General features: G+C 71.8%; 22 protein-coding genes and 1 tRNA gene. 11 read left to right on the top strand and 12 right to left on the bottom strand.

What is annotated here, in order from left to right; all coding sequences use genetic code 11:
- Positions 1–61: 61 nt before the first annotated feature.
- On the top strand, positions 62–1492 hold the full coding sequence (locus MID12_RS07935) for a serine/threonine-protein kinase (protein WP_263165634.1): 1431 nt from the start codon (positions 62–64) through the stop codon (positions 1490–1492).
- A 141-nt stretch (positions 1493–1633) separates the two neighbouring features.
- Here the strand turns inward: MID12_RS07935 and MID12_RS07930 are convergent, their stop codons facing one another.
- A complete protein-coding gene (locus MID12_RS07930; RefSeq protein WP_052482185.1) occupies positions 1634–1858 on the bottom strand; it encodes a hypothetical protein in 225 nt (74 codons plus the stop codon).
- Between the two features lie 281 nt (positions 1859–2139).
- Between MID12_RS07930 and htpG the strand changes: the two genes are divergently transcribed.
- Positions 2140–4077, top strand: a complete 1938-nt coding sequence (gene htpG / locus MID12_RS07925) for a molecular chaperone HtpG (RefSeq protein WP_040248362.1) — start codon at positions 2140–2142, stop codon at positions 4075–4077.
- A gap of 146 nt (positions 4078–4223) precedes the next feature.
- Here htpG and MID12_RS07920 read toward each other — a convergent pair whose 3' ends face one another.
- On the bottom strand, positions 4224–4658 hold the full coding sequence (locus tag MID12_RS07920; protein WP_040248360.1) for an SPW repeat protein: 435 nt from the start codon (positions 4656–4658) through the stop codon (positions 4224–4226).
- 285 nt (positions 4659–4943) lie between these two features.
- Here MID12_RS07920 and MID12_RS07915 point away from each other — a divergent pair, with 285 nt between their 5' ends.
- Positions 4944–5540, top strand: a complete 597-nt coding sequence (locus tag MID12_RS07915) for a hypothetical protein (protein ID WP_263165632.1) — start codon at positions 4944–4946, stop codon at positions 5538–5540.
- A gap of 338 nt (positions 5541–5878) precedes the next feature.
- Entirely contained in the window at positions 5879–6472 is a 594-nt protein-coding gene (locus MID12_RS07910; protein WP_040248359.1) for a TetR/AcrR family transcriptional regulator, read from the top strand.
- A 115-nt stretch (positions 6473–6587) separates the two neighbouring features.
- Here MID12_RS07910 and MID12_RS07905 read toward each other — a convergent pair whose 3' ends face one another.
- The 4 genes from MID12_RS07905 to MID12_RS07895 form a co-directional block, all read right to left on the bottom strand.
- Complete coding sequence (locus MID12_RS07905; RefSeq protein WP_263165630.1) at positions 6588–7637, bottom strand: LLM class flavin-dependent oxidoreductase; 1050 nt, start codon at positions 7635–7637, stop codon at positions 6588–6590.
- 37 nt (positions 7638–7674) lie between these two features.
- Positions 7675–9144: an MFS transporter gene (locus MID12_RS07900; protein WP_040248355.1), complete on the bottom strand. Its 1470-nt coding sequence runs from the start codon at positions 9142–9144 to the stop codon at positions 7675–7677.
- A 227-nt stretch (positions 9145–9371) separates the two neighbouring features.
- Positions 9372–9539 carry a hypothetical protein gene (locus MID12_RS32390; protein WP_411576922.1) on the bottom strand — a complete coding sequence of 56 codons (168 nt, stop codon included), beginning with the start codon at positions 9537–9539 and terminating at the stop codon, positions 9372–9374.
- Positions 9540–9891: 352 nt separating this feature from the next.
- The gene (locus MID12_RS07895) at positions 9892–10317 is read right to left on the bottom strand and encodes a cupin domain-containing protein (protein ID WP_263172969.1); all 426 of its coding nucleotides are present in this window, start codon (positions 10315–10317) and stop codon (positions 9892–9894) included.
- Positions 10318–10582: 265 nt separating this feature from the next.
- Between MID12_RS07895 and MID12_RS07890 the strand changes: the two genes are divergently transcribed.
- Positions 10583–11521 carry a helix-turn-helix domain-containing protein gene (locus tag MID12_RS07890; protein WP_263172965.1) on the top strand — a complete coding sequence of 313 codons (939 nt, stop codon included), beginning with the start codon at positions 10583–10585 and terminating at the stop codon, positions 11519–11521.
- Positions 11522–11666: 145 nt separating this feature from the next.
- On the opposite strand, the gene MID12_RS07885 is transcribed toward MID12_RS07890, so the two are convergent.
- From MID12_RS07885 to MID12_RS07870, 4 genes are all read right to left on the bottom strand, one after another.
- On the bottom strand, positions 11667–12140 hold the full coding sequence (locus tag MID12_RS07885; protein WP_040248353.1) for an SRPBCC domain-containing protein: 474 nt from the start codon (positions 12138–12140) through the stop codon (positions 11667–11669).
- Positions 12137–12529 carry an ArsR/SmtB family transcription factor gene (locus MID12_RS07880; RefSeq protein WP_263165625.1) on the bottom strand — a complete coding sequence of 131 codons (393 nt, stop codon included), beginning with the start codon at positions 12527–12529 and terminating at the stop codon, positions 12137–12139. Before MID12_RS07880 ends, MID12_RS07885 begins: the two co-directional genes overlap by 4 nt.
- Before the next feature lie 187 nt (positions 12530–12716).
- Positions 12717–13535 carry an endo alpha-1,4 polygalactosaminidase gene (locus MID12_RS07875; protein ID WP_411576921.1) on the bottom strand — a complete coding sequence of 273 codons (819 nt, stop codon included), beginning with the start codon at positions 13533–13535 and terminating at the stop codon, positions 12717–12719.
- A gap of 103 nt (positions 13536–13638) precedes the next feature.
- On the bottom strand, positions 13639–14934 hold the full coding sequence (locus tag MID12_RS07870; RefSeq protein ID WP_040248349.1) for a PAS domain S-box protein: 1296 nt from the start codon (positions 14932–14934) through the stop codon (positions 13639–13641).
- Positions 14935–15493: 559 nt separating this feature from the next.
- On the opposite strand from MID12_RS07870, the gene MID12_RS07865 reads away from it, so the two are divergent.
- Genes MID12_RS07865 through MID12_RS07855 form a run of 3 tightly spaced genes read left to right on the top strand, consistent with a single transcriptional unit; the run spans position 15494 to position 20579 of the window.
- Positions 15494–16951 (top strand): acetyl-CoA carboxylase biotin carboxylase subunit family protein, encoded by a 1458-nt coding sequence (locus MID12_RS07865; protein ID WP_263165622.1) that lies wholly within the window; start codon positions 15494–15496, stop codon positions 16949–16951.
- Positions 16948–18960: a PEP/pyruvate-binding domain-containing protein gene (locus MID12_RS07860; RefSeq protein WP_040248345.1), complete on the top strand. Its 2013-nt coding sequence runs from the start codon at positions 16948–16950 to the stop codon at positions 18958–18960. Before MID12_RS07865 ends, MID12_RS07860 begins: the two co-directional genes overlap by 4 nt.
- Positions 18957–20579, top strand: coding sequence for an MFS transporter (locus tag MID12_RS07855; RefSeq protein ID WP_263165619.1), 1623 nt, complete (start codon positions 18957–18959; stop codon positions 20577–20579). Before MID12_RS07860 ends, MID12_RS07855 begins: the two co-directional genes overlap by 4 nt.
- 144 nt (positions 20580–20723) lie before the next feature.
- Here MID12_RS07855 and MID12_RS07850 read toward each other — a convergent pair whose 3' ends face one another.
- The gene (locus MID12_RS07850; RefSeq protein ID WP_263165617.1) at positions 20724–21380 is read right to left on the bottom strand and encodes an HAD family hydrolase; all 657 of its coding nucleotides are present in this window, start codon (positions 21378–21380) and stop codon (positions 20724–20726) included.
- Positions 21381–21762: 382 nt separating this feature from the next.
- Complete coding sequence (locus tag MID12_RS07845; RefSeq protein ID WP_411576920.1) at positions 21763–22161, bottom strand: response regulator; 399 nt, start codon at positions 22159–22161, stop codon at positions 21763–21765.
- A 128-nt stretch (positions 22162–22289) separates the two neighbouring features.
- On the opposite strand from MID12_RS07845, the gene MID12_RS07840 reads away from it, so the two are divergent.
- The 3 genes from MID12_RS07840 (at position 22290) to MID12_RS07830 (ending at position 23663) form a co-directional block, all read left to right on the top strand.
- A tRNA-Arg gene (locus tag MID12_RS07840) sits at positions 22290–22361 on the top strand.
- A gap of 714 nt (positions 22362–23075) precedes the next feature.
- Entirely contained in the window at positions 23076–23273 is a 198-nt protein-coding gene (locus MID12_RS07835; protein ID WP_040256563.1) for a hypothetical protein, read from the top strand.
- A 12-nt stretch (positions 23274–23285) separates the two neighbouring features.
- Positions 23286–23663 carry a type II toxin-antitoxin system death-on-curing family toxin gene (locus MID12_RS07830; RefSeq protein WP_317633418.1) on the top strand — a complete coding sequence of 126 codons (378 nt, stop codon included), beginning with the start codon at positions 23286–23288 and terminating at the stop codon, positions 23661–23663.
- The last annotated feature ends 36 nt before the right edge of the window (positions 23664–23699 follow it).

Here is a 23699-nt window from a genome sequence, read left to right as displayed (position 1 = left end):
CCGAGGCGGCGGGCACCCGCCCGGCCGCGCGAGGCAGCCCGAGTGACGAGGGGGACCACCGGTGGAGCCACTGCGGCCCGAGGACCCGGAACGAGTCGGCGGCTACCGGCTGGTGAGCCGCCTCGGCGCGGGCGGGATGGGAGAGGTGTTCCTCGGCCGCTCCGCGGGCGGCCGCCCGGTCGCGGTGAAACTGGTACGCGCCGAGTACGGGCACGACGAGGCCTTCCGCCGGGGCTTCGCCGTCGAGGTGGCGGCCGCGCGCCGGGTCGGCGGCTTCTTCACCGCCCAGGTCGTGGACGCCGACCCGGAGGCCGCCCGCCCCTGGCTGGTGACCGCGTACGTACCGGGCCCCTCGCTCGCCACCGCGGTCGGCGCCTACGGGGCCCTGCCCGCCGAGGCGGTGCGGGTCCTCGGCGCCGGGCTCGCCGAGGGGCTCGCCGCGATCCACGGCTGCGCACTGGTCCACCGGGATCTGAAGCCGGCCAATGTGCTGCTCGCCGCCGACGGGCCCCGCGTCATCGACTTCGGCATCGCCCGCGCCCTGGAGGCCACCTCGCACACCGCGACCGGAGTGCTCGCGGGCACCCCCGCCTTCATGTCGCCGGAACAGGCCAGGGGCGCCCGGGAGACCGGTCCCGCCGCCGATGTCTTCGCGCTCGGCGGGGTACTCGCCTTCGCGGCCACCGGCGCGGCCCCCTTCGGCGAGGGGCACCCCTCCGCCGTGCTCTACCGCATCGTCCACGAGGAGCCCGAACTCGCGGCGGTACCAGCGGAGTTGCGGAGCCTGATCGCCGCCTGCCTGGACAAGGACCCGGACCGCCGCCCCGAGGTCGCCGCGATCCTCCGGGAGTGCGCGGCGCAGGACACGGCCGGGGAGGCCGGGGACTGGCTGCCGCCGATGGTCGCCGCGATGGCCGACGCCGCCCGGCTGCCCGGCGAGGCGGCGCCCACCCGGCCCCCGGAGCCGCCCGCCCCCACCCGCCGCGCGGAGGCCCCGGCGCCGGAAACCGCCCCGGAGCCGCCGGCCCGCGAACGCCGGGGACTGGGCCGGGTCCTGCCCCGCTTCCGCCGCACCGAGGCCACCGGTTCGCGCCCCGAACGCCCCCGCGACCGGCGCCCCGCGACGACCCGGGAACTGCTGGCCCGCGGCTGGAACGGCCTGCCCTGGGGCGCCACCCTGGAGGACTTCGAGGCGCTCTTCCCGCGGGGCGGGCAGCAGAACGGCGACTGGTGGGTGACCGGGGAGGGCCCGGAGTCCTTCTGCGGGGTGGAGATGGACGTCCAGTACGGCTTCAACGGCCGTGAGGAGCTGTACCTGGTCGCCTTCTACCCGGAACCGGCCCACCGGGACCGGCTGGCGGTGGCCGTCCTGGAGGAACTCGGCGCCCCGGACGGCACCAGCACCAAGTGGACGGTCGGGCAGGTCGAGGTCGAGGTGAAGATCGCGGGCGTACTCGCCTCGCTGACCCATCGGCAGTACGCCAAGAGGTGAGGCGGCTCCCGGCGAGGGGAGGGAGGGAGGGCGCGAGCCAAGTGGCGGGTGGGGAAGGGGAGTTGCCCGCTCATGGGCCCCGCTCCCGCCCCGCGGCAGATGCCGCTCCGGGCTCGGCCCCCGTCCCCCGTCCCCCCCCGTCTACTCCTGGACCGCGAACAGCTCCAGGTGGCCGCACTTGGGGCAGCGGTAGGCGTCGATCTGATGGCGTTCGCGGCCCAGGCGCTTGGCGCCGCCGAGGAGGCCGCGCTCCAGGGGGCCCGCGATCCAGCGCGCGTACCCGCGGGAGTGTTCGCCGGCGTCCTCGATGAAACCGGGCGCGAGGCCGGGCGTCCCGCACTGTGTACACGTCACGTTGCTCGTCATCCGCCGCAGTGTAGAGGGGAGTTGGGGCCGGGGTGCGGGCGGGCCGGGCGCGCCGGGGCGTGTGCGGTGCGCCACCGCTGCGGGCCTGACTGGAGATTTCCCCGTCCCACCCGGCAAAATCTGAGCCGCAGGTGCAGCCCTGCTGCGCGCTCCGCCGTCCCCCTTCGCGGGACAGCCGGGGGAGCGGCCGGTGGGACCGGCTCGGCGAGCACCCGCACGGGGACGGTGCGCCGGTGGCAGCGGCGTACCGGGATGAGTGAGTTCTCTTCGCGAGGAGTGCCGTGAACAGCCAGGCCGACCAGACCGAGCAGGTCGAGACGTACGAGTTCCAGGCCGAGTCCCGCCAGCTTCTCCAGCTGGTGGTGCACTCGATCTACTCGAACAAGGATATTTTCCTGAGGGAGTTGATCTCCAACTCCTCGGACGCCCTGGACAAACTGCGTCTGGAATCGCTCCGCGACAGCGACCTCGACGCGGACACCTCCGACCTCCACATCGCCCTGGAGGCCGACCCCGGGCAGCGGACCCTCACCGTGCGCGACAACGGCATCGGCATGTCCCGCGAGGAGGTGGTGCAGCTGATCGGCACCATCGCCAAGTCCGGCACGGCCGAGTTCGCGCGCAAGCTGAAGGAGGCCCAGGAGTCCAAGGACGGCGCCGCCTCCGCCCGCCTCATCGGCAACTTCGGCGTCGGCTTCTACTCCAGCTTCATGGTCGCCGACAAGGTCACCCTGGTGACCCGGCGGGCCGGAGAGAGCACGGGCACCCGCTGGGAGTCCAGCGGCGAGGGCACGTACACGCTGCAGCCGGTGGAGGACGCCCCGCAGGGCACCTCGGTCACCCTGCACCTCAAGCCGGAGGACACCGAGGACGCGCTCTTCGACTACTCCGCCGAGCACAAGATCCGCGAGATCGTCCGCCAGCACTCGGACTTCATCCCCTGGCCCATCCGGCTGGCCACCGAGCGCACCGAGGACGGCGAGACCAAGCAGGTCACCGACACCGTCAACTCGATGAAGGCGCTCTGGGCGCGCTCCCCGGAGGAGATCAAGGAGGAGGAGTACCAGGAGTTCTACAAGCACGTCAGCCACGACTGGAACGACCCGCTGGAGACCCTCCACACCCGGGCCGAGGGCACCTTCGAGTACCAGGCGCTCCTGTTCATCCCCTCCCGGGCGCCCCTCGACCTCTTCCAGCAGGGCGCCCGGCGCGGAGTGCACCTCTACGTCAAGCGCGTCTTCATCATGGACGACTGCGAGTCGCTGCTCCCGGACTACCTGCGCTTCGTCAAGGGCGTCGTGGACGCGCAGGACCTCTCCCTGAACGTCTCCCGGGAGAACCTCCAGCAGGACCGCCAGATCCAGCTCATGCACCGGCGCCTGGTCAAGAAGGTGCTCTCCACGGTCAAGTCGATGCGCACCAAGGACGCCGACCGCTACCGCACCTTCTGGGGCGAGTTCGGCCGCGCGGTCAAGGAGGGCCTGCTCAGCGACTACGACAACCGCGAGGCCATCCTCGACATCTGCTCCTTCCCCTCCACCCACGACCCGGAGCAGCAGACCAGCCTGCGCGACTACGTCTCCCGGATGCAGGAGGGCCAGGAGCACATCTACTACCTGACCGGCGAGTCCCGCTCCCTCCTGGAGAACTCCCCGCACATGGAGGCCTTCCGCGACAAGGGCCTGGAGGTGCTGCTGCTCACCGACCCGGTCGACGAGGTCTGGGTGGAGCAGGTCCGCGAGTTCGACGGCACCGCCCTCAAGTCCATCGCCAAGGGGCAGGTCGACCTCGACTCCGAGAAGGACGACAAGGAGGAGGACCCGGAGCGCGCCCAGCAGGAGAAGGACTTCGCCGGTCTGCTCTCCTGGATGACCTCCGCCCTCGCGGAGGACGTGAAGGAGGTCCGCCTCTCCTCCCGGCTGACCACCTCACCGGCGTGCATCGTCGGCGACTCCGACGATGTCACCCCCACCCTGGAGAAGATGTACCGGGCCATGGGCCAGGAGATCCCGCGCATCAAGCGCATCCTGGAACTCAACCCCACCCACCCCCTGGTCACCGCCCTGCGCGCCTCCCACGCCAAGGACCCGCTGGACGGCGCCCTCCCGGAGACCGCGGAACTCCTGCACGGCATGGCCCTCCTCGCCGAGGGCGGCGAACTCAAGGACCCGGCCCGCTTCACGCGGGTGCTGGCGGGGAGGCTGGCGGCCGGACTCTGAGCGAGCGGGGCCCGGGCTCCGAGCGAGGAGCCGGGCCGGTGCGGGCGGAGGAACGCTGCTTACTCCGTGACTCCGCCCGCACTGACCGTCCCGCCCGTACGCCGGGTGGGCTCCCGGTGCGTACCGGTGCGCCGTTTCGCGCCGTGTTACCGCTTGCGCCCTCCTCCGAAGGCCAGGCCCGCGGTCGCCAGGGCGGCCAGGCACATGACGCCGCCGGTGATCACATTGCAGAGGACGGTCCTGGTCGTCGACATGTCGCCGGAGATCACCCACGGTGCCAGGATCGTCCAGACACCGATCCCGGCCGCCGCCCAGCTCATGCTGTGCGTGCGTTCGTAGACGTTGCCCATGCCCATGGACAGGAAGGCGAAGGCCAGGCCGGCGATCAGATTGGTGATCGTCAGGGCGGTCAGTCCGCTGAAGCCCACGATCCACGGCGAGGCCGCGAGGAAGAGGCCGGCCAGCAGGCACAGTGCCTCGGCGGCCTGGGAGGCGGGCGAGGCGGCCGCGGCTTCGGAGCGGGCCTTGAGATCGATGATGTCCGGGTGCTGATGGATGTCGGGTGTGGTGGAAGCAGCCACGCCAATCACGTCCTCAGGTCGATTGATCCGCGTGCGTTCGACATATTTATCCTAGGCTTATGCGCTTCTGATATCGACCGTCCGTTTGATATCGCTTCCATACCATTCGCAAGGGTTTGCTCGCTGGCCGGTTCTCGCCCTCTGCGCGGACACGGGGGATGAGGAACCGGCCGCCTGTGCGGTACGTCTCCTCTCCCTGAAGGGGTGTCGGACGTACCGGCGCCCCGGGAGAAGACGGGGCGCGCCGCACGGCGTGCTCCGGCAGCAGGCAGAGAGGAATCCATCGTGGGACTGCGCAAGGCGCACCGGGCCGCGCTCGCCTCCGTGGCGGCGGCAGGGCTGCTGGCGGCCGGATACGGCACCGCCCAGGGCGTGGGGGCCGACCCCTCCGGCGAGGACGGCGGCGCCTCCGACAGCCGGCCCGGGCCGCGCGCCCAGGACGACTACCAGTCCACGCTGACGCTCGGCGACGGCCGCAAGGTCACCGTGCGCCTGGTCAAGGGCACCGGCGTCCAGGAGCGCCACCAGGCCGCCGGCGCCACGAAGTGGAGCGCCTGGCACACGCTCTACAAGACCAAGACCGACCTCTGCCAGGGCGTCGACCTCGCCGAGGTCAACGGCACGGTCTCGCTCATCGCCGACTTCGGTCTCTACTGCTCCGACGGCGAGCCTCCGACCGAGTCCGTGGCGGGCGTCGGCACCGGCGAGCTGACCGACTGGGACATCGACATCACCAAGGACTTCGACGGCTGGGGCGACACCTCCCTGAACGACGACGGCAGCCGGGTCCTCTTCGTCTACGACAGCGACGCCGGGCTCTACTACCTCCGCTGGGAGCAGAGCGAGGGCTTCGAGAAGATCGTGACGCCCAAGAAGGCGTGATGTCCCGGAGAGTGTGATGTCCGGGAGGGCGTGGCACCGGAGCGGGGCTGAGGCCCTGCCGCGTGTCCGCCCTCCCAACTTCCTTGTTTCTGGGGGCAGTTGCGTTGTCCGTCGCCTTCCGGTCGAACTGCCTCGCTCTTTGAGGGGCGATTTGGTGTCATAGCGGTAGACCTTTCGCCTGTCAGGGCGGGTGGACGGCGGACTCCTGCGCAGGATCCCGGCCGGCGCTGAGGCGGTACTTAGCGGTGCCTTAAGGGAGGACGTAAGCTGAGGGTGTCTCCGTTTGGTGCAGGAAAGTCCGGGCGAACAGGGCCCGGCCGCGAAGGCAGGGAGTACCCATGGACGCGACCGAAACGTCCGCCGTACGGCGTCCCATGCGCGCCGACGCGCGCCGCAACTACACGCGGCTGCTCGACGCGGCGAGAGCGGCGTTCGCGGAACACGGCACGGAGGCGTCCCTGGAGGACATCGCCCGGCGGGCGGGTCTCGGCATCGGCACGCTCTACCGGCACTTCCCGACCCGCAACGACCTCCTGGAGGCCGTCTTCCACGAGTCCGTCGTCGGCCTCCAGGAGCAGGCCCGCGCGCTCCTCGACTCCCCGGCGCCCGGCGAGGCCCTGATGGACTGGCTGCGGGCCACCGCCCAGCACGCGACGACCTACCAGGGCCTGGCCGGTTCGCTGATGACCACCATGCTCGACGACGCCGCCTCCAGCCCGAGCGACTGCCACACCCGCATGCTCAGCGCGGGGGAGGCGCTGCTCGTCCGGGCCCAGGAGAGCAAGGCGGTCCGGCCCGACGTGGAGATCGGCGAACTGCTCAGCCTGGTCAACGGACTCGCCTGGGCGGCCCGCCGCTCCCCGGCCGGACAGGACCGTACGCACCGGATGCTGGAGCTGGCCCTGTGGGGGCTGGTGCCGCGCGAGGTCTGACCGGCGCGCGGCCCGACCGGCGCGTGGACGGGGGCGCGGAGGTGCGCTCCCGGGCGCGCGGGAGACGGCGGAGCCGGACCCGGTCGGGGGAGAGCCGGGTCCGGCGGCCTGTGCCTCAGCCGGAGGTGGGCCGGCCCGCGGTGCGGGGGCTGAGCCGCGCGGCGGTCTCGGCGAGGATCTCGAAGGACCGGATGCGGTCCTCGACCCCGTGCACCAGCGTCAGCGACATCAGCTCGTCGGCCCCGGTGCGCTCCAGGAACGCGGCGATCTTCTCGCGCAGCGTCTCCGGACCGCCGACCAGGTGCGCCTGGACACGCTCCCGTACGTAGTGCGCCTCCTGCGGGCTGTACGGATGCGCCCGCGCCTCCTCGGGGCTCGGGTACGGGCCCGTTATGCCGGTGGTGCGCTGGAGCAGGGAGGACAGGGCCATCGGGCCCGCGAGGTACTCGGCGCGCTCGTCGGTGTCGGCGGCGATGACGATCGCCGCGACGATCGCGTGCGGCCGCTCCAGGGCCGCCGAGGGCTGGAAGTGCTCGCGGTAGGTGCGCAGCGCGGGCACCGTGTTCTCGGCGCTGAAGTGGTGCGCGAAGGCGAACGGCAGCCCGAGCGTCGCCGCCATCCGCGCGCTGTTGCTGCTGGAGCCCAGCAGCCACAGCGGCGGACGGTTGCCGAGGGCCGGCGTCGCGCTGACCGGGAGCGAGGGCGCCCCCTGCGGCGACTGGGCGAAGTAGCCGACCAGTTCGGCAAGGCGCTCGCCGAAGTCGTCGGCGCCCAGCGAGCGCCGCAGCGCCCGGGCGGTGACGGGGTCGGTGCCCGCGGCGCGGCCGATCCCCATGTCGATCCGCCCGGGGTGCAGGGCTTCGAGCGTGCCGAACTGCTCCGCGACCACCAGCGGCGAGTGGTTGGGCAGCATCACCCCGCCCGAGCCCACCCGCAGATCGCGGGTCGCGGCGGCTATCCGGTCGATGAGGATGGGCGGTGCGCAGCTGGCGATGTTGGGAGCGTTGTGGTGCTCCGCCATCCAGTAGCGCACATAGCCCAGTCGGTCGACGCGCTGGGCGATGGTGACGGTGTCACGCAGGGCCTGGCCCGGATCCGAGCCGCTGACCACCGGACAGAAGTCCAGTACGGACACCGGCACCGTTGCCGGCCGAGTTTCGGACATGCTCTCGCTCGCTTCCGATCGTTGGGCGCCTGGCGGCTCAGGCGGCCGGCTTGGCGGGCGGCTTGGGCATCTTCACGGCGAACAGCGAGATGAGGAGCGCCGCGATCGCGAAGGCGGCGCCGCCGACCGCCGCGGAAGCGATGCCCTCGCTGAGGACGTGGTGTGCTGCCTGGTCCGCGCTGGAACCGGCGGGCGGCGTCGCGTCCTTGCGCGCCGTCTCGAACAGGTTGACCAGGATGGCCAGGCCGAGCGTCGCGCCGATCTGCTGCATCGCCTGGAGCAGGCCGGAGGCGGCACCCGCGTCCTGCGGCTTGACCTCGGAGAGGATGATCATGTTCAGCGGCAGGAAGCTCAGACCGGAACCGGTGCCGAAGAGCAGCATCGGCCCGACGACCGCGGCGGCGTAGCTGCTGCCCGCGTCGATCTGGGTGAGCCAGACGATGCCCGCGGTGACCAGCACGCCACCGGTGACGAGCAGCGGCTTGGGGCCGAACTTGGGCAGCAGCTTCGGGGAGAGCCGGGCCATGCCGAACTGGGTCAGGGCCATCGGCAGGAAGGCGAAGCCGGTCTGGACGGCGTTGTAGTCCAGGACGTTCTGGAGGAACTGGGTGAGGAAGAAGAAGAGCGCGAACATCGTCGCGGGCAGCAGCAGCATGTTGGTGTAGGCGCTGGCCCGGTTGCGGTGCAGCAGCAGCTTCAGCGGGGTGATCGGCTGCTCGGCGCGGGTCTCGATGACCAGGAAGGCCGCGAGCAGCACCACCGCCGCCGCGAAGGAGCCGAGGGTCCCGCCGTCGCCCCAGCCGTCCTCGGAGGCGCGGATGAAGCCGTACACCAGGGAGCCCATGCCGAGGGTGGAGGTCAGCGCGCCGCCGATGTCGAAGCGGCCGGGGTGGCGCTCGGGCTGGCGCACGTACAGCGGGGCGAGGACCAGGATGCCGAGGCCGATCGGGACGTTGATGAAGAGCACCGAGCGCCAGGACAGCCAGTCGGTGAGCAGACCGCCCACGATCAGGCCGAAGGCCATGCCCGCGCCGGAGACCGCCGAGTAGATCGACAGCGCCTTGGTGCGCGCCTCGCCCTCGAAGTTGGTGTTCAGCAGCGCCAGCGTGCTCGGCGCCGCGAAGGCGGCCCCCACGCCCTGGAGCGCGCGGGCGGCGAGCAGCCAGGTGTCGTTGGTGGCGAAGCCGCCGAGCAGCGAGGCGACGGTGAAGACGGCGATGCCGGCGGTGAAGACCTTGCGGCGGCCGAGGATGTCGCCGGTCCGGCCGCCGAGCAGCAGCAGGCCGCCGAAGGCCAGGGTGTAGGCGTTGACGATCCAGGCCAGGTTGGTCGGCGAGAAGTGCAGGTCGCCCTGGATGTCGGGGAGCGCGATGTTCACGATCGTCGCGTCCAGGATCACCATCAGCTGGCAGGCGAGGATGACGGTGAGCGCGAGGCCTTGATGGTTGCGGGGGGCTTCGGCGGCTCCGGAGCCGACCGGACTGCCCACTGTCGACTGAGCCGACATGGTTCCTCCAGGGGGAGATTTTCCGGGCGCGGGGACAACACGGGCAGGCGTCGTCACACGGCGGACGCCCGCGGCGGCCACCTAAACGGAGGGTGGCTCTGTTTACGATACGGAGGGTACCTACGTTTTTCAATCGCGGCCGTCCCCCGGCCTGAAACGGCTTTCGTACGGCGGGAGATGAGGCGGCGTCAGCCCGTGCCGGACCGCCGCCTCATCACCCCGTCCGCTCAGGCCGCGGGCGCGCCGAACCAGTGGGTCAGCGCCGCGTGCAGCCCCTCGGCGTCCCGGTCCGGCTCGCCCGCCCAGGCGATGTGGCCGTCGGGGCGCACCAGCAGCGCCGGTGCGCATCCGCTTCGTAGATGCCGAGCCTTTCCGCGCGCCTCTAGTGGGCCCACGGCGCGGCGGAAGGCGGTCGGCCCTGGACAGCGGCCAGCCGGTGCAGCTTGCGCAGGCCCGCGGACTCCGGCATCCGCTCGGAGTCGCTGTCCGGAAAGTGGTCTACCTGGCGCTGGAACTCGTCGAGTTGCGACTCTCTCGAGCAAAGGCAGTACGGCGGAGCGCACCCGTCGGCGTTCGAACTGCCGCGCGTCCAGGGTGAGTTTGCCGTTGACCGCCGGGTACTCGGCGGCCCCGCGCCGTGGTGCTCCCGAGTCTGGGAAGGCCGCCTAAAGGCGGTCTGATCAGGTGCTTACCGAGGTCGGGCGGTGGGGGAGCGCCTGGCCCGGCGGCAGCCCCCACCCCCCGGCGTCACGGCGCGAGCGGGTGCCCGGTCGTCGCGTCCACGTGGTCCGGGACCTCCTCGTGCCGGTCGCCCACGCTGGACGTCCCGGTGGGCTCGAAGAGCAGCAGGGTGGCGCCGGACGGGGCGGCGGGCCTGTGCTCGGTGCCGCGCGGGACGGTGAAGACCGAGCCCCGCGGCAGCCGTACCGTGCGCTCCCCGGCGGGCTCCCGCAGCCCGATGCGCAGCTCTCCGCCGAGGACGAGGAAGAACTCGTCGGTGTCCTCGTGGACGTGCCAGAGGTGCTCGCCCTCGACCTTGGCGAGACGTACGTCGTAGTCGTTGACGCGGGTGACCACCCGGGGGCTCCACAGCGCGTCGAAGGAGGCCAGCGCCTCGGCGAGGGCGATCGGCTCGCCGCCCTGGCGTTCCGCGCTCCGGCGTGCGCCGCTCAGGGATTCCTCGCCCGGCTCCTTGATCGGGTCCTTGACCGGTTCCTTGCTCAGTTTCTTGCTCGGTTTCTTGATCGGGTCCTTGCTCATGGGCTCATCCTCGGCCGTTCCGCTTCGCCGGTGCGAGTGCTAGGAATCGCATATGGCGAAAGAATCCTCGCAGTCGCAGTCGCAGTCGCAGTCGCAGTCGCGGGCACGGGTGTGGTCGGAGTTGCGGTCGCCGGCCGAGGACCGGGCGGTGTTCGCGGCGGGCGCGCACCGGGTCGTGGTGATCGTGGACGAGAATTCCAACCCCTTCGAACTCGGCTGCGCCACCGAGGTGTTCGGCCTGCGCAGACCCGAACTCGGCCGCGAGCTGTACGACTTCACGCTCTGCTCCCCGCGGCCCCGCACCCTGATGCGGGACGGCTTCTTCACGCTCACCGGGGTCGCCCCGCTGGCGGCGGCCGAGCACGCCGACACCCTGATCGTGCCCAACCGCCCCGACATCGAGGTGCCGCGCCGCCCCGCCGTCCTGGACGCGGTGCGGCGGGCCCACGCCCGGGGCGCACGCCTGATCGGCCTCTGCAGCGGTGCCTTCACTCTGGCAGAGGCAGGGGTCCTGGACGGGCGGCGGGCCACCGCGCACTGGCAGTGGGCGGACTCCTTCCGGGCGCGGTTCCCCGCCGTGCGGCTGGAGTCCGATGTGCTCTTCGTGGACGACGGGGACATCCTGACCGCCGCCGGGAGCGCGGCGGCGCTCGACCTCGGGCTGCATGTGGTCCGCCGGGACCACGGGGCCGAGATCGCGGGCGCGGTGAGCCGGCGGCTGGTGTTCGCCGCCCACCGGGACGGCGGGCAGCGGCAGTTCGTGGAGCGCCCGATCCCCGAGCCGCCGGACCGGTCCCTGGCCTCCGTGCTCAGCTGGGCCCAGGAGCGGCTGGACTCCCCGCTCACCGTCGCCGCCCTCGCGGCGCGGGCGGCGATCAGCCCGGCCACCCTGCACCGCCGCTTCCAGGCCCAGCTGGGCACCACTCCGCTGGCCTGGCTGACCGCCGAACGCCTCACCCTGGCCTGCCGGTTGATCGAAGGCGGCGAGTCCCGCTTCGAGGTGGTCGCCCGCCGCAGCGGCCTCGGCACCGCCGCCAACCTGCGCCTGCAACTGCGCCGCGCGACCGGCATCAGCCCCTCCGCCTACCGGCGCCGCTTCGGGCCCGCGGAGGGTTGAGGCGCGGGGTCCCGGGGTGTCCGGTCATACGTCGCGTTCGGCTGCCTGCCGTGCCCGGCTACCCGTCGTGTCCGGTCATCCGTCGTGTCCGGTCACCCGCCGCCTTCGACTGCCCGTCGTGTCCGGTGACCCGCCGCGTCCCCGGCTACCCGCCGTGCCCGGCCAAGGCCCCGGTGAGCTGGTCGAGGGCCTCGATCCAGCCGTCGTATACGAAGCCGTCGCCCGGGTGCCCCGCGATGCCCTGGAGGCGGAAGGTCAGCTCCGTCTTCCCGCCGATCTCGGCCAGCACCACGGTGATCACGGGGGAGTCCTCGACCGGGTCCTCGGGCGCGGCCCAGGTGAAGACCAGGCGTTCGGGCTCCTCGATCTCCAGGTAGACGCCCCCGGTGGGCACCCGCTCGCCGGTGCCGTCCGCGACCATCACGTAGCCGTACCGGCCGCCGACCCGCAGATCGACGTGGATGTCCTCGCGCGGGGAGGTCATGCCGCGGGGGTGGAACCAGTGGGCCAGCTCCTCGGGGTCGGTCCAGGCCTGCCAGACGAGGGGGCGCGGCGCGTCCAGCACCCTGGTGATGCTGAAGCCCCGCGAGAGGTCCGTCTCCTTCGGGTTCCCGGTCATCGCTCGGCCTTCCCTTCCTCGTGCCGTCCGCGTGGTCCGCGGGAGGCTCGGGTGTCCCGCTCGCGCTGCCTTTCGCGCAGCCGGTCCTCCAGCGCGTCGAAGCTCTGCTGCCAGGCGGTGCGCTGGCGCTCCAGCCACGCGGAGACCTCGTCGAGCGGTTCGGTGCGCAGGGTGCAGGTGCGCCACTGCGCCTGCCGGGTGCGGACCACGAGCCCCGCGGCCTCCAGGACCTTCAGATGCTGGGAGACCGCCGGTCGGCTGATCGTCAGCGGCTCGGCCAACTCCCCGGCGGTGGCGGGGCCTTGGCTCAGCCGCTCCAGCATCGCGCGCCGACTCGGATCGGCCAGCGCGCCGAAGACGAGGTCGAGGGCTCTGGACGGGTCCTGCACTTCGGCATCTCCTTAATTAAGGAACAACTTAAATGTAGGCCGGGTCCGCGCGACGGGTCAACAGCGCCGCCGTCGTGGGGCGACAGCATCGCCGCGGTGAGGCAGCATCGCCGCGGTGGGGCAGCAGCGCCGCCTCCCGCTCGGGCCCGCCCCCGCCCCCCACTCGGACCCTGTCCCCGCCCCGCCCTCAGCAGGTCTCGCGTACGTACCCCGGGTCCCCGGCGGGCGAGACGTCCGGGTCGCGCAGGACGATGCTCAGCCGGTCCCGCCACCCGGCGCAGGCCCGGCGGAGGCCCGCCTTCTCGTACTCGACCACCAGGACCCGGTCGTCGAAGGCCTCGGCGTAGGCGCCGCACTCCCGGTGGGCGCCGCACTCCTCGGCGACGGCGAAGTCCAGGCCGGTGCGCTCCCGTTCGGGTGCCAGCTCCGCGGTGTTCTTCTGGGCCACGGCCAGGCCCCGCTCGTGGGCGTGGGCGGAGACCAGGGTGATCAGGGCCTTCGCGTCCCCGGCGCTCAGATAGGCGCCGAAGCGGTCGAAGGTGTCGTAGTTGTCCGGCTCCACGGCCTGGAAGCCCTTGCGCGCGCAGGTGTCGATCCAGCCGTTCACCTTCGCGGCGATGCGCTCGCGCTTCTCGGCGGTGCGGATGTCGAGCACCGCCTCGTTCCAGGGGCCGTCGTAGACGATCCCGCCCTTCGCGTCCCGCAGGAGCAGGTCCTCGTCCCAGGCGGACTCGGCGCCCTCCTGTGCCTGGAAGGCGTTGACGTAGCAGATGCTGTACCGGCCCTTCGCGGGGCGCGCGGTGTGGTCGCGGACGACGATCCCGACACCCTCGGGGGGCGGATAGGCGCCGCCCAACTGGTAGTCGAGGCCCGCGTTGCGCGGCGGCAGGGCGGGCGCGGACTCCTCCTCCGTACCGGCACCGGGCGCGCAGGCGGCGAGCAGTACCGCCGCCGCCGTACCGGCCAGGGTGCGGGTGAGCCGGGACCGGGCAGAGGGCTGGCGCACAGGAACTCCCGGGCACAGGACGGCGGATGACGGCGGAAACCGGCAGCAGCCTACGGGTACCGGGGCGAGCGCGGCCGTCCGGGAGGCGGTACGGCCCGGTGGTTCAGGTGGAGCTGAGCGGGTGGGTGGCGGTGGCCGAGCGCGGGGGCCAGGCGTGCGGGGCGAGGATGCCGAGGACGTAGGCGCGGGCGACCAGGGCGGGCCGGGTGGCCGCGCCGAGGAGTTCGCGCAGGCGGCTGAGGTGGTAGTCGACCGTCTGCCGGGAGAGCTTGAGGGAGGTGGCGATCTCGCCGTTGCTGCTGCCCTCCGCGAGCAGCGAGAGGATGCGGATCTGCGCGGGGGTGAGCGCCGGATGGGCCTCGTGGGCGAGGCTCTGGTGGGTGACGACGGCCCAGACGTGGGTGGCGCGGTCGGCGGATCGGCCCACGGTCGTCAGATGGAGCTGGGCGCGGCGCTGGCGCCCCTGCGCGTCGAGGAGCACCACGGAGGTCTCCACCCGTCTGACGCGGCGGGCTATCAGACCGCTCCACCGGCGGCGCAGCTGGCCGAGGTCGGGGGTCGCGGCGAGCAGGGTGTGCGCCCGGCGGCCGAGGAGCTCCGGGAGCGGGGTGCGGAACAGCTCGGCGGCGGCCGTACTCGCCTGCTCGATACGGCCGCCCGCCGAGAGCAGTACGCAGGGCAGCCCGCTGTGGTCGCGCAGCGCGTGCAGGTTCTCCTCGGCCTCCCGGCGCTGGTGCATGGCGCGGGTGTGCTCGGTGATGTCCACGTAGATCCCGGCCACACAGGTCTGCCCGTCCTCCTGGACGGGGAAGCGGTGGCCCGCCGCCTGACCGGCGCCGCCGTCCGCGCGCTGGTAGCTCAGGGTGTGGCGGACCGGCTTGCCGCGGCCGAGGATCTCCTGGTCGAGGGCGCGGAACTGCGCGGCGTCGGCGGGGGAGTCGAAGTCCTCGATGTGCCGGCCCACGATCCGCTCCGGGGTGGTCCCGTAGAGGTGGGCGTAGGCGTGGTTGGCCCACAGATAGCGGCCCGCGCGGTCGCGCAGGAAGGCCGCGGCCGGGGCGAAGTCGGCGAAGTCCGCGAAGGCGGCGTAGCGGCGGGCGCCCGCGGCCGGGGCGTCCACCTCCACCGCGAGCCCGCGGCTGCGGCCCTCGGGGCGGTCCTCGTCCAGCGGCCAGCTCACGTCGAAGGTCCGGCCGTCGAACTGGGCCTGCCAGCGGCCCTCGGCGGCGAAGTGCCCGGAGGCGGGCAGCTCCTGGCGCAGCCGGTCGAGGAAGCGCTGCGCGGTCCGCAGGTCGGCGAAGGCCCCGCCGCCCCGCTCCAGGACGCGCCACTGCTCGTCGACCTCCCACCAGGACACGGGGAGATGCTCCAGGAGTGCCTTGAGACCGGACTCGTCCACAGCGGCCTTTCCGTCAAGTGTTCAACTGGCTCACACGGGCTGACAAGCGATGCGTATCCCCTGGGCATACCGCGCATGCTCGGTTCTCGGCCGACCTGCCAGTGTGGGCGCCCCTCCCGCCAAGCGCGCCATACGTGATCACAGAACCTTCACCCTCACTCGACAAGGCCTGCAACTCTGGCATTTGCCTGACCCGGGGACGCCCCCGATGGCGAACCGGGACCCCCGGCGCCTGATTCCCTTGTGTATGCGGCCGGACACGTTCTGGTGATCTACGCGCGTGGCACTCCGCCACGCCCCCTCGACGGCGACCGCACCGCCGCCGGACCGGGCCGCGGGACCGCACCGCACCACGGAGCACGGGCGCCACGGGCAGGACGCGACACGGCCGGTACCCGGCGCGGTCGCCGAGTCACCGCACGGCCACCGGCCGGGCCGCCGCACGGCGCCTCGGCCCCCACGAGCCGCAGGGTGCGGCCGCCGCACGACCCCGCGTCGTACGGCACACACGAGTCGACGAATCGCACGGGGCCGACGAAACGATGGGAGACGAACTTCAGTGAGCAAGGTGCTGTTGGTGCATGCCAAGGGTGGTCCGCCGCTCGGCTACGTCCTGAACCGGGCGGCCGCGCGGGCGGAGGTGCACCTGCTGGCGCTCAGCGCGCTTCCCTCCTCCGTCGCCGAATCGGCCGGGAGCCTGTGCGCCTCGGTCGTGACCCCCGGTGAGGCGGAGCGGTCCGACCTGGTCTCCCTGATCGTCTCGCGGGCGAGAGCCGTCGGCGCCGAGGCCGTGCTCACCTGCTCCGAGTACGCGGTGGTCGCCGTCGCCGAGGCCTGCGAGGAGCTCGGCCTCGCCGGGCCCGGCGCCGCCTCGGCGCTCGCCCGCGACAAGCGGATGATGCGCCGCACCTGGCGTCAACACGGCCTGCCGCAGCCCGAGTTCCGCCCCGTCGCCACCGAGGCGGACCTCCTGGAGGCCGCCGCCGCACTCTCCTTCCCGATGCTCCTCAAGGCGGCCTGGAGCGCGGGCTCCACCGCCCACCAGATCATCCGCGAGCCGCACGAGGTGGCCGCCGCCTGGCAGCGCTCCCGCCAAGTCATGGCCGAATCCGCCCAGTTGGGCTTCGCCGAACTCCATGTCGCCGAGGCCAACGCGCACTTCGTGGTCGAGGAGATCGTCACCGGCACCGCGAGCGCCTGGTTCGAGGAGCCCGGCTGGGGCGACTACGTCAGCGTCGAGGGCGTGGTGGCCGACGGCGTCTTCCACCCGGTCTGCCTCAGCGGCCGGATGCCCACCGTGGAGCCCTTCACCGAGCGCGCCGGGATCACCCCCGCCCTGCTGCCCGAGGAGGCCCAGGCCCGCGTGGTCGACCTGGCCCGCCGGGCCGTGGACGCCCTCGGCCTCGACAACTGCGGTACGCACACCGAGATCAAGCTCGGCGCGGACGGCCGGATGTGGCTGATCGAGACCGCCGCCCGGTTCGGCGGGGCGATGACCGTCCCGCAGATCGAGGAGGTCTTCGGCCTCGACCTGGTCGGCATGCTCGTCGACCAGCTCCTCGGCCGCCCGGTCGACTGGCCCGCCGAGGCCCTCACCCCGGAGCACGCCCGCGGCGCGGCCGGCTCCCTCGTCGTCCTCGCGGTCGACGGCTCGGGCGCCGCCTGGCCGGACCGCAGGAGCTGGGACTTCCCGGTGGTACGCGAGAACGTCCCGCTCGCCGCGGGCAGCGCACTCTCGGTGGTCGCCGAGAGCTCCCTGCCCGACGGCACCCCCGTCCCCGTCTACGACCCGGCCGCCGGGGCCAACACCATGGCGGCCCTGTGCCTGCTCTCCGCCACCGACGCCGCGACCGTGCTGCGCGACTTCGCGGTCCTGATCGCCGCGCTGCCCGCCGTCCTGCCGCCCGCCGGTCCCGCGCCCGCGGGGCCCACCGTGCCCGCCGAGGGGCCCGCCGCGCTGTCCGCCGCCCGCCCCCAGGAGTGTCCGGCCACCCGCCCCGAGGGAGTCCCCGCATGAGCACCGCCCTGCTCTCCACCGGCGCCCCGGAACCGGCGACCGACCGCACCGTCATCGGCGAGAACCTCTCGCTGCCGCTGTTCCGCACCCTCTCCGGGGTCCTCGCCGGCCACCCGTACCTCAAGGTCGTCGTCGACCGCGCCGCGCACAGCTGGCACCTGCTCGACACCGCCGCGCACCCCTTCCACGTCAACTACATCGCCACCCGCGTCCTCGGCATGGACCTGGACGAACTCGACGCCGCACTCGACGAGTTCAACGCCTCCGTCTACATGGACCCCGAGCGCCGCTTCCTGCTCGGCGTGCTCTCCCTGCACACCGACGAGGACGCGGAGGGCCGCGAACGCACCTTCCTCGTCATGGAGACGACCGAAGCCGACACCATGAACGGCGAACTCCTCACCGAGTTCTACGAGTTCGTCCGCGAGCGGGTCGACGGCCGGCTGCCGCTGCTGCTCAAGCCCGCCAACCACGGCCAGGAGGAAGAGCTGGCCGCGATCAGCGAACAGCGCCTGCCGCGCATCCTCAGCCACGAACTCTTCGGCACCAGGAACCGCACCCCGCTCAACGTCGGTGACGCAACAGGGCGGTTGCGCTACTTCCGCACCACCGAGGAGTACGAGGCCGCCGCCGACTCCCTCGGCTGGGCCGACATCGTCGCCATGCCCTGCCTGCCGGACGACGTGCCGCGGGTCGCCGGATTCCTCAACACCGCGCCCATCACCCCGCTTTCGCACACCAATGTGCTCGCCTCCGGCTGGGGCATCCCCAACGCCGTCGTCCGCGACCTCGCCCAACTCGTCGCACAGGACGGCCTGGACGGCGCCTGGGTCCGCTACCGGGTGCGCGAGGACGAGATCAGCCTCGAACGCCTCGACGAGGAACCGCAGTTGCGCGCCCCGGCCTGGCACCAGCAGCGCATCCGCCTCGAACCGCCGCTGCTCGAGGACGCGCCCGTGCTCGCCCTGCACCGGCTGCGCAGCGCCGACCGCGACCGCTACGGCACCAAGGCCGCCAACCTCGGCGAACTGCACCACGTACTCGACAGCCGCACCGCCGACCTCACCGCCTTCTACGGCCGCCCCCGCCCGCCCCGCGAGGACCTCTACGGCCACCTCGCGGTCCGGCTCGGCCTGCCCTCGCCCTCCACGGCCGAACTCCGGTCCGCGGCAGCCGCGTTCGTCGCCGGTACGGTCGAGGCCCCCGAGGGCGTCGCGCTCCCCTTCTCGCTCCAGCACCGCTTCCTCACCTCCTCCCCGGCGCTCCAACAGGGCATCGGCAAGCTGAAGATGGCGCTCGAACTCGACGCCACCGAGGTGCTCGACTCGCTGTGCCTGCAGATCCAGCACCTGATCCGGCACACCCCGATGCCCGACTCCGTCACCCGCCAGATCACCCAGGCCTTCCCCGCCCCGCTCGCCGCGGGCAGCCGCCTGGTGGTCCGCTCCTCCTCCAACGCCGAGGACCTCCCCGGCTTCTCCGCCGCCGGTGTCTACGACTCCGTCACCACGGTCCGCGGCACCGAGGAACTCCTCGACGCCGTACGCCAGGTGTGGGCCTCGCTGCTCTCCCCGCGCAGCGTGCGGCTGCGCCACCAGGTCGGCATCTCCCTGGACGACACGTACATGGGCGTCATCGTCCAGGAGTACGTGCCCGCGGCCCTCGGCGGCGTCCTGGTGACCTGCAACCCCACCCGGCGCGAGGACTTCCGCAACGTCTACCTCAACTGCTCCCCGGGCTCGCCCGAACAGGTCGTCGAGGGAGCGGTCCTGCCGCAGCAGTACCTCTACAACACGGTCGAGGGCGGCGGGCGCACGGTCGCCCTCGGCTCCTGGAGCGAGGGACTGCCGGCCGGTACCCGCGCCCGCCTCGCGGACCTGTCCCTCACCGGGCGCCTGCTCCAGTCCCACTTCAGCGCGCCCGAGGTGGACCAGCCGCTGGACATCGAGTGGCTGCTCACCGACGAGGGGGACTTCCGCCTGGTCCAGATCCGCCCCTACGCGCTGTGAGGGCCCGCCTGCCGCGCCCGCGCTCCGCCGCGCGCCCGACGGCCACCACCCTGACCGACACCGCCCGCCGCATCATCCACCTCAACTACGGCTTCCAGCTCCTCTTCAACCTGCTGTGGTGGATGCCGGTCTTCTACGCCTACCAGAAGGCCGCAGGCCTCTCCGACGGCCAGATCTTCGGCATCCAGAGCATCTACTACGTCGCCTTCTGCCTCTTCGAGATCCCCACCGGGCTGATCGCCGACCGCATCGGCACCCGCAACTGCCTGCGCGCCGGAGCCGTCGTCATGACGGCGGCCAACCTCGCCCCCGTCTTCAGCCCCTCCTACACCGGCTTCCTCGTCCACTTCCTCGCCATCGCCGCGGGCCGCTCCCTGACCTCGGGCGCGGCGAGCGCGTACCTGTACGACGGTCTGCGCGCCGAGAAGTGCGACGAGCACTACCTGAAGGCCGAGGGCACCGCCCGCGCCCTCGGCCTCGCGGCCAAGGTCCTGTGCTGGCCCTTCGTCGGCCCCCTGATGGCCCTCGCCCACGCGGCCCCCTACGTCCTGAGCGCCGCCAGCGCCGCGGGCTCACTGGCCTGCGCGGTCGCGCTGCCGCGGCTGGCCGGGTCGGCGGGGGAGCCGGGCGCCGCGCGAAGCAGAAGTAGGAGTGGCCGTACGGTCAAGTCGTCGTCCGGCAAGGGGAGTTCGGGTGCCGGGGTCGGTGCCGGGGCCGGAGTCGGAGCCCATGCCGGTGGCGGTGCCGGAAAGGCGGGTGCCCGGCCCGGGCGGGGCGCCTTCCTGCGGGATGCCGGTGCGGCGCTGCGCTGTGTCGCCCGCTCGCCGTGGCTGGCCTTGGTGATGGTGCAGGGCGTGGCCGTCTTCACGCTCTCCCGGATCTGCCAGGTCAACCTCTTCCAGCCGATCCTGCTCGACCACGGCATCGCCGAGTCCTCGCACGGCGGGGTGCTCGCCGCCATGACGGTGGCCGAGGCGGTGGGTTCCGCGCGCCCCCAGTGGCTGAGCCGCCGCCTCACCCCGGTGGCCTGGGTCTCGATCCTCAGCCTCGCGCTCGCGGCCACCCTGGCGGGCATCACCCTCGGCGGCCCCTGGACGGTCATCGCCCTGCTCTGCCTGTTCGCCGCCGCCACCGGCTTCGCCTACCCCATCCAGCGCAAACTGGTCAACGACGCCGTACCCGCCGACGCCCCCCGCGCCACCCTCCTGTCGGTCGAGTCCATCGTGGACCGCGCGGTCTGCGCCCTGGCCGCCATCGCGGTCGGCGCCTATCTCTCCGCCGGTCACCTCGACGCCCTCCTGTGGCACAGCGCCCTGGCGACGGCGGTACTCCTCGGCGCCTTCCAACTGGTCCTGCGCAGCGGGGTGTTGAAGCGGCACCTGGAGGAGAACGGGGGAGGTCCGGAGAGCGCGGGGGCCGCGGTGAGCGCGAAGGCCGTGGATATGGATGACGTACGGCCTGAGGCTGACGTACGGCCTGAGGCTGACGTACGGCCCGAGGCTGACGTACGGCCAGAGGCCGACGCGCATCCGCAAGCCGCCGCGCAGCCGAAGGCCAACGCGCAGCCAGAGAGCGACGCCCAGGCGAAAGCCGACGCTCAGTCGAAGGCCGGCGTATAGAGACGCGCCCGCATCTTGATTCTCATCTCCACGGGTGCGGGCGTACGGAGGGCGCGGGTCGTGAGGGCGACCCGCGTCCTTCCGCGTCAGCGGGGATATGAGCCAGTAGCTCGCTCGCCGGGGGGAGTTGAGCCGGCAACTCGCTCAGCGGGGAAGCTGAGCCAGCAACTCGATGACGCGGGCCGGGAGATAGGCGGGCCGGGAGGGCTGCCCGACCTGGTAGGCCACATAGCCGAGGGCGGCGGCGGCCTCGGTCTCCTCGACCGTCTCGGCCTCGTAGACGAGGCGGCAGCCACCGGAGTTGGCCTTGGCCCGCTCCCAGAGCGCGGGCGCCGGCTTGCGCTCCGCCTCGGTACGCGGCGTCAGTATCCGGTCCCCGAAGTCGGCCCAGGCGAAGGGTGCCGAACCCTTCCAGGTCGAGTCGACCTCCTTCTTCAGGGCCGCCGCCCGCTCGGCGTCCGTGGAGCCCCATTCGGAGGGCACATTGGTGATCAGCCCGACCTTGATGTGCCGCTCCCGCAACTCGCGCAGATAGTCCGCAGCACCCGGCAGATAGCTCGTACTGTCGTCCTCGCCCGTGTGGACAAGCGTCTCGCCCAGGTCGAAGTACACCACCGCACACCCTCGCGCGGCTTCAGCGGCCCGCGCCCCGGCGAAGGCTCCCTGCGCCTGTGCGGGTGTGGCGGCCTGTGTGTGGGCCTGCCCCTTCCCCTGCGCCTGTGTCCCGGTGGCCGGAACCGCCGCGCTCGCCGTCGCGGCCAGCGCGGTCGACGCCACTGCGGCACCCAGTGCGAGGCTCATACGGAGGAAGCCCCTGGAAGCGGATCTGTTCATGGCGTCGGCGCCCTTCTCCTCGACGCACCGTATGGTGCATACATGTTCGGTGCATGACACATCACCACGCGAAAACCTCCTACGTGGCCTCGATGCGCCCGGAAGATCTGTCTCCCCGTCACCGCTCTACGCCGCTCTACCCCTCAACACCACACGTCACTCCGATCCCCGGGGAACCCGCACATTTCGCGCGGCCGGCGGGGAGGGGGAGGAGGCGGTGGACGTGGCGCGGCGCCGCGAAGTCCCGCAGTGGCATGGGCCGTTGGCGCTCCCCAGCGACGAACCAGGTAGAGGGGAAGCGGCACTTGAGGAAGAGAAGTTGGAGGCAGGCTGGGTCAGGTAGGGCCGGTCAGGAAAGACCGGCCCACTCCGCTTCCCCCGCGTCGTAGCCGCCCTCGGGGGTGAGGAGCCGCTTGACCACCTCGACGAGCTCGCTCGGCTCGAAGGGCTTGGGTACGAAGGCGTCGATCCCGAACTTCAGATCGCGCTCGACCTCGTACCGGGTACAGGAGGTCACCATCGCGATCGGCAGCTTCCTGGTCCGCGGATCCGCGTGCAGGCAGGCAGCGGTACTGATCCCGTCCAGCCGGGGCATCACCACGTCCAGGGTGACGACATCGGGCCGCACCTCATGCACGACCTCCAGGCATTCGGCACCGTCGGACGCGGTCACGACCTCGAAGCCCTCCAGCTCGAGGTTGACCCTGATCAACTGCCGGATCACCTTGTTGTCATCGACAACAAGCACCCGACCGGACACGCCTGGCACACATCGAGAGTAGGACGGGCCCCCTCCCCGCCCCACAAAACCCGTTCCTGAGGACCCCCGCGAAGCTGGTAGTGTTCTACCCGTCGCCACGCAGAAGCGCAGGCCACGCCCCCGTAGCTCAGGGGATAGAGCAACGGCCTCCGGAGCCGTGTGCGCAGGTTCGAATCCTGCCGGGGGCACTCGCCAAGGGTCAGTAGAAATTCAGCGCTGACCATGGTGGATGCCGAGAAGAGAGGGCGGGATTCAGTCTCACTGAGTCCCGCCCTCTCTCGTTGTCTCTCGGTGTTCGCGACACACCTCCGACACATCGTCAGCCTGTGTCGCCCTCCTCCTCCAGCGCCTTTGTGATCTTCGCGTGGGCGGCCTCCTCGTGCTCGTCGATGCAGACGTGGTACCGGCGATGGATTCTCCGAAAGCTCCCCTGCCACCACCGCGTGCTCAGGCGCGGTGTTCAGTGCGCGGCGGCGCTTGTACGTGTGTGGCGCCCGGAGTGCCGTTTCAGCCTGTAGCTCAGGCGCTACAGCACATCCTCGAACACCTCAGGACGGGCCAGGTCCCGCAGGGCAGGGCCAGCTGTGGTCAGCCGCTCATATGCGCTTCAAGGTTCGCACCCGGTTCCTCCCCGGCATGCGCGGGCGCCACGCCTCCACGGAATGCCAGCCGCAGCGCCTTCTCGTGCCTGGCGGACGACCCCGAGGCGGAAGCGGTGTGGAGGCGGTGCCTTCCCTTGGTAAGGAAGCAGGCGAGGCCGTGGGGCTCTTTCTCGTCTCTGCCAGGAAACACCTGGACAAGGCGTAGAAGCCTGCGAGCTGCGGAGTGAAGGTCAGACACCCCGAGGGGCTTGACGACAGTGCTACTTTGGTACCAGAACAGGTACCTGATTGGAGTTGACCATGCCTGCACTGAACGTCACATTCACTGACGACGAGATGGCCATGCTCCGCGACCAGGCAGCAAAGGAGGACGTCAGCATGAAGGCATTGGCACACAGCGCCATCTTGGCTGAGGTTCACCGGCGCAAGGTGACCGCTGCCGCCATCAGGACTGCTCGCATCTCCGCAGGTCTCAACAAGCGCCTCGCCACCAAGTAAGGGGCCTTCGCCATAACCGAGTACCTGGACGCCAACGACGTCATCCAGATCGCGGAAATCACTCTTGGTGGTCGCGTTGGTGTACGCGACTGGGGTCTCCTGCAAAGCGCTGTGGCGCGTCCCCAGTCCAGTGTGTTCGGCGAAGATGCCTACCCGACTCTCTTCGAGAAGGCAGCAGCGCTGCTGCACTCCCTCTCCAGTAACCACAGCCTGGTGGACGGGAACAAGCGCACTGGGTGGGCATCGGCCGTCGTCTTTCTCGACATCAACGGACACTCGTTGAAGGAACCACTGGACGAGGACGCCGCTGAAGAGTTCGTGCTGGCAGTGGCCCAATCACAGTTGGCCACCCCGGAGATCGCCGGTCGCTTGCCGGGCTTTGTCCAATAGCCCACAGCACGGTCCGACACACTCTGCCTCGTCGTA

This window comes from Streptomyces sp. SCSIO ZS0520 (genome assembly GCF_025643355.1).
Lineage (GTDB): Bacteria > Actinomycetota > Actinomycetes > Streptomycetales > Streptomycetaceae > Streptomyces > Streptomyces physcomitrii.
Note: the sequence above shows the minus strand (reverse complement) of the source record. Positions and strands in the feature narration are given on the sequence as shown.